Genomic DNA, 9457 nt, shown 5'->3' with positions numbered 1-9457 from the left:
GGAGAGTGGCCTAAGTGGCAGGCAGCTGGCAGCAGCGGGATTGGCACAGCGGCGGGGCCAATGCTGAGCTGAAATAGGCCTGCCCTTGCCGTAAGGAGGGGGCCTGCCCCTGCCCGATGGCAGGTGCCGCTATGCTCCGGGGCTCGCTGTCCGCTCGGCCCTAACGGGCTCTTAAACCCCTGCGCAGCGCTAGGCCGGCGCCATGATCGTGCCTAAAAAAAAGCTGCATTGGGGTGTACGCCCAGCTGGGCTAGCTGCCCAAAAATGGCCAGCCAACAACGAGCCAATGCTCTCCGTCAGGAGCAGTATACTCATGGAGCACCTCAAACCCTGTTTTTTCGTGGGCCCTGACAGAGCGGGGGTTCCGGGCAGAAATTTGTGTTACGGCCAAATCGAAGGACGAGCTAAGCCTTTCGCGTAGGTTTTGATAGAGCCCTGCGAACACCCCTGTGCCACGGTAAGCCTTGGCAACGCAGATCTGCCCCATCACAAAGTACCTCCATTCAGCAAGCGGCTTGCCCCGCCACACCACCCCGTCCAACAGCTCGAACATGGGGAAAAGGACAGGTATCTCGTCCCTGAACTTCGTCTCCATGACCAAAGCATACCCGCACAGCTGGCCGTTTTCCCAAGCCAAGCTGTGGCCGTACTGTTCGTTCATGGCCTGGAGGATGCCCAAGCTGTGGTGCACCGTCACAAAACCTTGCTCCGCTGCTTCGATCTGAGAGATGTTGCTGGGCAGGTTGCGGGCCTGCAAGGAAAGGATGCTTTCCAGGTCAAATTGAGATTGGGCAGCTGAATAAGTCATACTCCGTTTTTGCCTCCTAAAATACGCCTACAGCAGCTGACTGCCAACCCTGCGGGCTGATCGGCACCGCAACAATCCATTTTTTTGATCATCAAAGAGGAGAACGAAAGCCTGTGCCAACCAAAGATTGCCTATATTTGATACACTTTTCCAGACAAACCAGTGTTCCGCCTGCCAGCCTAAAGCCCTGAAAACTTTACCCCTGGAGCAACAGCCCCCCGAGGGAGCTCCAGCTCCAGCTAGAGAAAACGACAGAACAATTATGAATCCCAAAACATTTTGGCTGATGCTCTGCATCTGCCTCCCTATTGTGTCTTCTGCACAGGCGCCCACCCAATCTGCTAGTGGGCTCGCTTTCACCCTACCCGAAGGCAACCGGATCAGCTTATCCTTCATGCCCGGCAATGGCAGCCGGCGTATCGTAGCGGCCCGGGCAGGCTCAGCTGTTGCTGCCATGCCGCTCAATGGGGTTGATTATCAAGCCAACACCACTTTTGCACTTGGACAGGAAATACAGCCGGGCTCTGGCGCATATATCGTATACGACGGGACCGGGCAGGGCGTCACCGTGACTGGGCTGCAGCCCAATTCAACTTACCATTTTGCAGTCTTTGAGTACAATGGCGTAGGCCCCGGCACCGCCTACCTGATGTCTCCGCTTACCGGCATTCAACAGACCGCGGCTGCGCCGGCAGCTGCGCCTTCCAACCTGGCCATTGAAGACCTGACCGGCAACAGTGCAAAGCTCAAATGGGACAACGGGGATGGGGCAGGCAGGCTGTTGCTGGCTAAGGCTGGCCTGCCAGTTGATGCAGCCCCTGAAAGCTTGCAAGCCTATCTTGGCAACCCTGTCTTTGGCACAGGGGCAGCAGTTGGCGACGGCAATTTTGTAGTCTATTCCGGCCAGGGCGACAGCACCACTGTGACCGGGCTGCAGCCTGGCATCACTTACCATTTCAGCCTTTTCGAGTACAATGGCAGCATTGCGCCCGTTTATCAGCTTTCCCCGGCTACAGCGCAGGGCACTACCATTACCACGCCGGGCAGCCCCGGCAGCAACCTGGCTGTAACAGCCAATGACGGAGGGCAGCTCTTTGCTGATTGGGAGCCCGGCGACGGGGCCACCCGGCTAGTGCTCGCCAAAGAAGGGAGCGCGGTGCTCTCCTTCCCTCAGGACGGGGAAACCTATACCGCCAATACCAACTTCGGACAAGGGGATGAAATGCCGGATGGGGCTTTCGTGGTGTACAAAGGGGCGGGCAGCTCGACTACCGTTCGGGGGCTCAACGACAATACTACCTACCATTTCAGGGTGTTCGAATTCAACGGCACAGGACAGGGCAACACCTATTACTTGGTCAACCCAAGCCTGAACAACAGCCAGGCCACGCTCGGAGCGCCAAGCGTGCCCTCCACCGGCCTGGCCATCGAAACCGCCCTGCACGAATCCATGGTGCTTACTTGGGAGAATGGCAATGGGCAGAACCGGCTCCTGACCATTACGGAGAACAATCCGGCGGACGCCATGCCAACGAACTATCAAAACTTCCCCTTTCTGATCCCCAACTTTAGCACTGCCCCCTCTCTTCAGCCGGGCAGCGCCACCAAAGCCATATATGCGGGCCCTGATCAGACGGTCACCGTCACCGGGCTTTCCCCTGGGCAGACCTACTTCTTCAACCTCTATGACTATAATGGCTTCAACGACCCCGTCTACCTGCTGCCAGGCACGACCACAGCAGGAGAGACTGCTTCAGACCCTCCGCCATCTGCCGTCAGCAACCTGCAAGCCGCCCCGCCTGTTGAAGGCAACCGGCTCTCTTTGTCTTGGGATATCGGGCAAGACCTGGCCCTTTCCCGGCGGATAGTAGTGATGAGGGCCAATTCCCCTGTCGATTTCCTTCCTGAAGATGGCGCGCTTTACACAGCTTCCAATTTCTTTGGGGCTTCCCCCGCAGTAGCGCCCGGCACTTTTGTGGTCTACCAAGGTACTGGGGATGAGGTACAGGCCAGGCAGCTATCGCCATCCACCACGTATCATGTCAAGGTATTCGAGTATTATGGCAGCGCAGAAGGCAGCACCATTTACCAAAGAGAAATCGTGGCGGAGGGCATGTTCCAAACTGCTGCCCCACCGGCGATAACCGCCTCAGCCCCTATCATTTCCGAGGAGACGGGCAACAGCATGAACATCCAATGGTCTAATGGGGACGGAGATGGCAGGATCGTCATTTGCCGGCCAGAAGCCCCTGTGACGGTTTCCCCAGAAGACCTTTTTGCCTATGAGGGCAATAATTTCTTCCTGGGCAACCCAGAGCAGCTACAAGAAAACCAGGCGGTTGTATTCAGTGGGCCACAAGACTCCTTCCTTTTGGAAGGCTTGCAGCCCGGGCTGGAGTACCACTTCGCCATCTACGAATACAATGGCGCCAACCAGCCCGTGTACGCATTGGAGGCTTTAAGGTTTAGCGCTTCTACCCTGCCCGCCCCGCCTACCGCCCAAGCCACTGAGCTTCAATTCAGCAGCGTAGGCGCTACACGGATGGAGGCCGCTTGGGAAAACGGCAACGGCAACCGCCGCCTGGTGATAGCCCGCAAGGGAGAGCCGGTATCCGCCATGCCGGTAGACAGCACATTCTACACCCCCAATGGGCAGTTTGGGCAAGGCGATGAGCTTTCTGCCGGTGAGTTTGTAGTGTACGACGGCACAGGCAGCTCTTTTTCCCTTACCCAGCTTGAGCCAGGAGCTGATTACCACCTCGGTGTTTTTGAGTACAATGCTTCAGATACAGCGACCTTCTACCTCGCCCCGCCTCTACAGGGGGTTCAGTCTACCGTAAGCCCCCCTGACACCCTGCCTTTCAACCTTCAGGCACAGAACACCGGGCCTCAGACGGTGCGCCTGAGCTGGGAAAATGGCAATGGCGACGGGCAGCTTGTTTTGGTGACCTTAGACGAGCCTTTCGACTCCAACCTGATAGCGGGCACAACATACGCGGCCAGCCCCAATTATGAAAGCCCATTTGCCCAGCAGATCGGAAATGCCAAAGTCGTTTTTTTCTCCACTGGCAACAGCGTGATCATCAACAACCTGGCACCAGGGGCCACCTACCGCTTCCATGTTTTTGAATACCGTGGGGTCAAATCTTCTGCGGCCTTTTCAACGGAAGCTGCAGTGCTCGTGCATACCACCCTTGGCCCACCTCCTCTCGGGCCACAAGAGCTAACGGTTGCGGAGTCAAGCCCAGGGGTGGCCAGCGGGTCTATTGCCCCTGGGAACGGGCAGGCGCGGATGGTCATTGCCCGGGCCGGGCAGCCGGTCAGCGCAGTGCCTCAAGACAGTACGGCTTACTTTGCCAATCCGTTTTTTGGGGCCGGTAGCGAAATCGGCGATGGCAATTATGTGATCTACATTGGCCCGGACACCACGTTTGAAGCTACCGGGTTTGACGCGTGCACTTCTTATTTTTTTGCCGCTTACGAGCTCAATTTCCCAGGGCCAAGCCCTTTGTTCAATACCCAGGCCGTAGCAGAAGGGCTGCTCAACACTTCAGAGCTGCCGAGCGTGCGCGCCACGGACACCATTGCCGTCAATGCCATCGGTGCTGTCACCTTGTTTGCTTCCGACCTTTTATTGGCAGATAATGGGAACTGCCCGCCTTTCAGCCTAGAAGCCCGCAGGTTTTTGGATTATGACCAGGCCACCTGTGAAGCCCTGCCCGGGGGCTCGTTCACGCCTTGGTCGGCCAGCCTGCCGTTCACCTGTTGCGACATTGGCCAGTCCATCGTGGTAGAAGTCCGGGATTTAGGCTCGGGCTACAGTGGGGAAGTTCTGGTCACGGTAGTGGACAACCTCTCCCCAATCTGTCAGCCGCCTGCAGCGCAGACCGCATCCTGCACCATGTTCGGAGAAGATTTTGACCCCGCCAGCACTCTTCAGTTGGGCCAGCTATTCGGCACTGCTGTCGCCCAAGACAATTGCCTTGGCGCCACTATTGTGGAAAATGCCCCTTCCATCGACCTTGACTGCGGTACAGGGACCATTGTCCGCAACTTTACGGCGGTTGATGCTGGAGGAAGGGCAAGCTCGAACTCCTGCACTCAAGTCATCACCCTGATTGACGACTCCCCTCCCCTGTCTATACAGCTGAACACTCCTGCTGAGCTATGTGCTTCAGGCACTCCCGACTGCAGCAGCAGCTCGATTGTATCTTTCACCCTGAGCGGTGGGCCATGCCTCTCTACGGATTATGAAGTGAGCGTATTCCTTGCCATCGGCCAAAACGAAGAGGAAGACCTGAGCGGTGCCCTCAACGCCGCCTACCCCAACTTTGGGCTGCCCCTTGAGCTTCCCCTAGGCACTCACAGCTTGATTGTAGAAGCCGTTAGCAGCTGTGGCACCTCACTCCGGGACACCTTCGCCCTTACGGTAAACGATTGTATGGTAGCCGTGCCCCAATGCCCCGCTACCCTTGAACGGGCGCTGCTGGAAAGCCCTGGAGGAGGGCAGACAAGCCTTACCATAACCGCGACTGAGTACTTGGAGTCCGGGCTGCCTTCAGACTGCTCTTTGCCCCTGTCCACCTCGATCAACCTTATGGGCGATATGCCCAACCCCAATCAGCAGGCTTTGGTATTTGGCTGCAGCCAAATAGGCGATAATATTGTGGAAGCCCACGTTTACGATGCGGCAGGGAATTTCAGCTCCTGTGCTGGGATAGTCCGGATTGTAGACCCCTTTGACGCATGCAACGGCAACAGCATCAATATAGAAGGCTTTGTCCGCACCGAATCGGATGCCGGGCTGCAAGGGGCCGCCATCAACCTTTCTGGCAATAGCTCTGGCAACACACAGCTCACCGCCGCCGATGGCAGCTTCTTCTTCACCGGGCTCACGGCAGGCAATGATTATACCCTTTCCCCTGCCTTAGATGAAGCCCCCCTCAATGGCATCTCAACCCTTGACCTCTTGCTGATCTCACGGCACATCCTTGGGGTACAGCTGTTAGATGGCCCTTACAAGCGTATTGCGGCGGACGCCAACAAGAGCGGCAACATTACGACTTTGGATATGATACAGCTGCGCAAGCTCATCTTGTCCATAGACCTCGATTTCCCAAACAATACGAGCTGGCGGTTCGTGCCCGCTAATTATGTCTTCCCTCTGCCCGAAGACCCCTGGTTTGAAGAGTTCCCAGAGTTTATCAATATCAATAACCTGCCCACGGCAGGGCTGGGCAATGCCAACTTTATTGCCATCAAAGTGGGCGATGTCAGTGGGGATGCTGAAACTGGCTTCCATTCAGCGCTCAGCCACCGCGGCTCAAATGAAGAAGCCCTATTTGAATGGAGGGCATCGCCTTCTGCCGGGCTAGAGCTCATCTACCGGGGCAGCAGCGACCTGGCCGCCTTTCAGTTCAGCCTGCATTTCCCCGGTGGCCTGCCCAGTTGGGCATCCGATATCCTCAGCCCTGGGGAAGCCTACTGGGACGACAGTGCGCACTTGCTGAACCTGGCCTGGCATGCAATAGGAAAGGTGCGCCTGAAACCAGGCACTGCTGTGCTTGCTGTGGGCCGTACCTCACCTGCCCATATTTCCCCAAGCGGGATAAACGCTGTAGCCTATGGGGAAGACCTAGCCCCACTGCAGGTAGAAGTAGGCATGGAAGAGCTGATGGCGGCCGATCAAAAAGACTTTGGGCTAAAAACCTATCCTAACCCTGCAACCCATACCGCTGTCCTTGAAATCAATATGCCATCGCCCGGGCCAGTGCGCATAAGCTGCCTGCGTGCAGACGGGCAGCTACAGCAGGAACTGTACCAGCAGCTTCCGATAGGGAGCAGCAACATTCTGCTCCATGTGGGGCAATGGCCCGAAGGCATTTACTACTTGCGGGCAGAAACAGGCGGCTGCAGTAAGTGGGCCAAGCTGGCCGTGGCCCGATAATCGAAGAAGCCCGCTGTATGGCAAGCATACAGCGGGCTAAAAGAAGAGTCGGGATGAGAGGATTCGAACCTCCGGCCTCACGCCCCCCAGACGTGCACTCTAACCGGGCTGAGCTACATCCCGTACACAAGCCCCTAAATTAGGAGAGTGCAAAACTAAGGATAGTCGGAAAAAACGACAACTAATCATTCAATATTTTTTAGATAAAAGTTCTGCCTGCCAGCCTGCCACAACCAACCGCATTGGGTATCAGTACCCTATCGTGGGGCGCATTTGAAAAAAAATCCCATTATATTGCTAAATACAGAACAGTTGGCCCTTTACCGGTCTTTTGTATTTGTCCCTTTTTTTAACTTTCAACCAACTTAATTTGACATGATGAAACGAAACTTGTCTTTCTTGGCCCTACTCCTCCTTCTTGGATTGGCATCCTGCTCAGGCAATAGCAGCAATGAAACTGCTTCAGATGCTGCTACGGAAGAGACTGCCACAGCAGATGATGAAGCTGCTACCGATGAAGAACCGGAAGAAGATAAAACGCAGCGGAAGAGCCCGCCCAAAACAGCGGAAGGCACCATTGGTACCGCAACCGTGACGGTCAATTACGGCAGCCCTTCTATGCGCGGCCGGGCTATTTTCGGTGAACTGATCCAATACAATGAGATCTGGCGGACAGGCGCGAACGAGGCTACAACGGTCTCTTTCTCAACCGATGTGATGGTAGAAGGGCAAGAAGTGGCCGCAGGCACTTACGCCTTGTTCACCATACCAGGAGCAGAAAAATGGACCATCATCCTCAACAAGAATACGGAACAGTGGGGCGCGTATGACTACGATGAGTCGCTAGATGCGCTGCGGGCAGAAGTAACGCCCCAACCACTCGATGAAGCGGTAGAAGCCCTAGAGTTTGCTGTAGGGGCTGACGCGGTCACCCTGAAGTGGGAAAATACGGAGGTCTCTTTCAAGGTCAGCACGGCAAGCTAGCCTCAGCAACACTTTGGCCGAAGCGCCTCTTGCGAAAGCCGCGCATAGCCTGGCAATTCAAAAATTCAGTTGTGCATCTGCCTCACAAATTTTGGATTGTCAGGCTTTTCTATGCAGTTCATCTTGTTTGGGCTGTTGGGCGTGAACCAAAAAACCGCAGGTGTTTATGCTTTCCGGGCTTAAGGCACTAGCTTGGCAAGGGACTAGCGCTGCGAAGGGGTGGCCGAAGGCCAGACCCGACGCCTGTAGGGCGAGGGGCCGAGCGGATAGCGAGCCCCGTAGCATAGCGGCACCTGCCCAGCGGGCAGGGGCAGGCCCATCACCTGAAACAAACTGAGCAGCCCCCCTGCCCTCTGCTTTGACAGAAAAGCCGCTTCACAACAGCAAGAAGACAAGCAGAGCGGCACAGGCCGTACTGATAAAGTTTACTGCGTGATTGGACAGCCAGCCCGCTCGCTCTGGAAAAGCCCCTAAAAAAGAATCCGTTACATTGCCGGCTAGCCCAGCAATGACTACTATGAGAGCAGCTCTAGGCTCGCCCCCCCAGGCTAGTAAAAGGGCACCCATCGCTGCAGCACCAGCCAATCCAGCCAACGAGCCTTCCAAGCTAATGACACCGTCCATGCCTTTCTGCCCTTCCCGGAAAGTACGCAAATCCCAAAACCGTTTCCCGTAAATATTCCCCAGCTCAGAGGACAGCGTATCGGATGTAGCCGCTGCCAAACTGCCCGCCACAATCGGCAAACCAGATAAGCTGTTATGCCACACCAAAACAAAGCTAACAAATGCTGCAATGCCACCATTGCCGATCACATTGCCCACCCCTCTGCGGCCCTTCCCCTTTTCTGCCAGCCCGCTCCGCTCCTTGCGCTGGAACTGAAAGCGCGTGGCACCTACGCCTAATCCAAAAAATAGCCCCAAACAGCTGATCCCGGCCCACCCGCACCCAAGGAATACTAGGGCAGCTACCGTTCCTCCCGCTACGGCACCTGCCCCCGAAAGCCAATGCCGCCAATAGGCGATAGCGCTGCCTAAAAAAATCAAAAACCCTGCATTCAGCATTTTTTACACCCGACTTTTTAGCTTTACGCAAAATTTTAATCCGCCTAATATTGACTTATACAAAATAAATGATTTACATTGAGGCGTACCAAAAAAAGCGCTTCTATGATGAAACCCTACCCGCCAATTACAGATTACATGGCCACAAGCCTTATCACATTCCGAAAAGACACGGACATTAGGGAAGCTATAGACGTGCTGCTAGATAAAAAAATTTCTGGCGCTCCAGTCCTTGACCAAGACGGCCAACTGATCGGCATGCTTTCAGAGGCAGACTGCCTGCGGATATTAGTAGAGGGCCCTTACAATCAAGAGCCTGCTTCTTCGAAATTATCTGTAAAGGATTATATGTCTACTCAGATCAAGACCATAGCGGCTTCCAAAAGTGTGCTCGATGCCGCCTACGAGTTTGTCCGCAGTGGGTATAAACGCCTACCTGTGGTAGATGCAGGACGCCTTGTGGGGCAGATCAGCAGGGTAGATATACTCAGAGCTATTCAAAAAATGGAGCCCGATGTCAAACACATCCCCGATAGCTGGCGCGGGCGCGAACCGGAAATGCCCGGCTACAAAAAGACCTTTTACGCCAAAAACTCCTAACCCAGGTTTTCCGGGAAAGACACCTTCCTTTGAGGGGCCCGTGCTTGTGCTCCCTC

The 9457-nt window shown here is 55.5% G+C and carries 5 protein-coding genes and 1 tRNA gene; 3 read left to right on the top strand and 3 right to left on the bottom strand.

Going from position 1 to position 9457, the window contains the following annotated elements:
• Positions 1–250: 250 nt before the first annotated feature.
• Positions 251–808: a GNAT family N-acetyltransferase gene (locus FRY97_RS18955; protein WP_147169145.1), complete on the bottom strand. Its 558-nt coding sequence runs from the start codon at positions 806–808 to the stop codon at positions 251–253.
• Positions 809–1070: 262 nt separating this feature from the next.
• Here FRY97_RS18955 and FRY97_RS18950 point away from each other — a divergent pair, with 262 nt between their 5' ends.
• Positions 1071–6755 carry a hypothetical protein gene (locus FRY97_RS18950; RefSeq protein WP_147169144.1) on the top strand — a complete coding sequence of 1895 codons (5685 nt, stop codon included), beginning with the start codon at positions 1071–1073 and terminating at the stop codon, positions 6753–6755.
• A gap of 48 nt (positions 6756–6803) precedes the next feature.
• Here the strand turns inward: FRY97_RS18950 and FRY97_RS18945 are convergent.
• A tRNA-Pro gene (locus FRY97_RS18945) sits at positions 6804–6878 on the bottom strand.
• A gap of 252 nt (positions 6879–7130) precedes the next feature.
• Between FRY97_RS18945 and FRY97_RS18940 the strand changes: the two genes are divergently transcribed.
• On the top strand, positions 7131–7739 hold the full coding sequence (locus tag FRY97_RS18940; protein ID WP_147169143.1) for a DUF2911 domain-containing protein: 609 nt from the start codon (positions 7131–7133) through the stop codon (positions 7737–7739).
• A 375-nt stretch (positions 7740–8114) separates the two neighbouring features.
• On the opposite strand, the gene FRY97_RS18930 is transcribed toward FRY97_RS18940, so the two are convergent.
• Complete coding sequence (locus FRY97_RS18930; RefSeq protein WP_147169141.1) at positions 8115–8801, bottom strand: DUF92 domain-containing protein; 687 nt, start codon at positions 8799–8801, stop codon at positions 8115–8117.
• A gap of 105 nt (positions 8802–8906) precedes the next feature.
• Between FRY97_RS18930 and FRY97_RS18925 the strand changes: the two genes are divergently transcribed.
• The gene (locus FRY97_RS18925) at positions 8907–9401 is read left to right on the top strand and encodes a CBS domain-containing protein (protein ID WP_211356916.1); all 495 of its coding nucleotides are present in this window, start codon (positions 8907–8909) and stop codon (positions 9399–9401) included.
• Positions 9402–9457: the final 56 nt, after the last annotated feature.

The sequence above is a fragment of the Phaeodactylibacter luteus genome (assembly GCF_007993045.1).
Lineage (GTDB): Bacteria > Bacteroidota > Bacteroidia > Chitinophagales > Saprospiraceae > Phaeodactylibacter > Phaeodactylibacter luteus.
Note: the sequence above shows the minus strand (reverse complement) of the source record. Positions and strands in the feature narration are given on the sequence as shown.

Coding starts and splice junctions, on each gene's coding strand:
- FRY97_RS18925 (WP_211356916.1), top strand. CDS start 8,907: ATGATGAAACCCTACCCGCCAATTACAGATTACATGGCCACAAGCCTT.
- FRY97_RS18955 (WP_147169145.1), bottom strand. CDS start 808: ATGACTTATTCAGCTGCCCAATCTCAATTTGACCTGGAAAGCATCCTT.
- FRY97_RS18930 (WP_147169141.1), bottom strand. CDS start 8,801: ATGCTGAATGCAGGGTTTTTGATTTTTTTAGGCAGCGCTATCGCCTAT.
- FRY97_RS18940 (WP_147169143.1), top strand. CDS start 7,131: ATGATGAAACGAAACTTGTCTTTCTTGGCCCTACTCCTCCTTCTTGGA.
- FRY97_RS18950 (WP_147169144.1), top strand. CDS start 1,071: ATGAATCCCAAAACATTTTGGCTGATGCTCTGCATCTGCCTCCCTATT.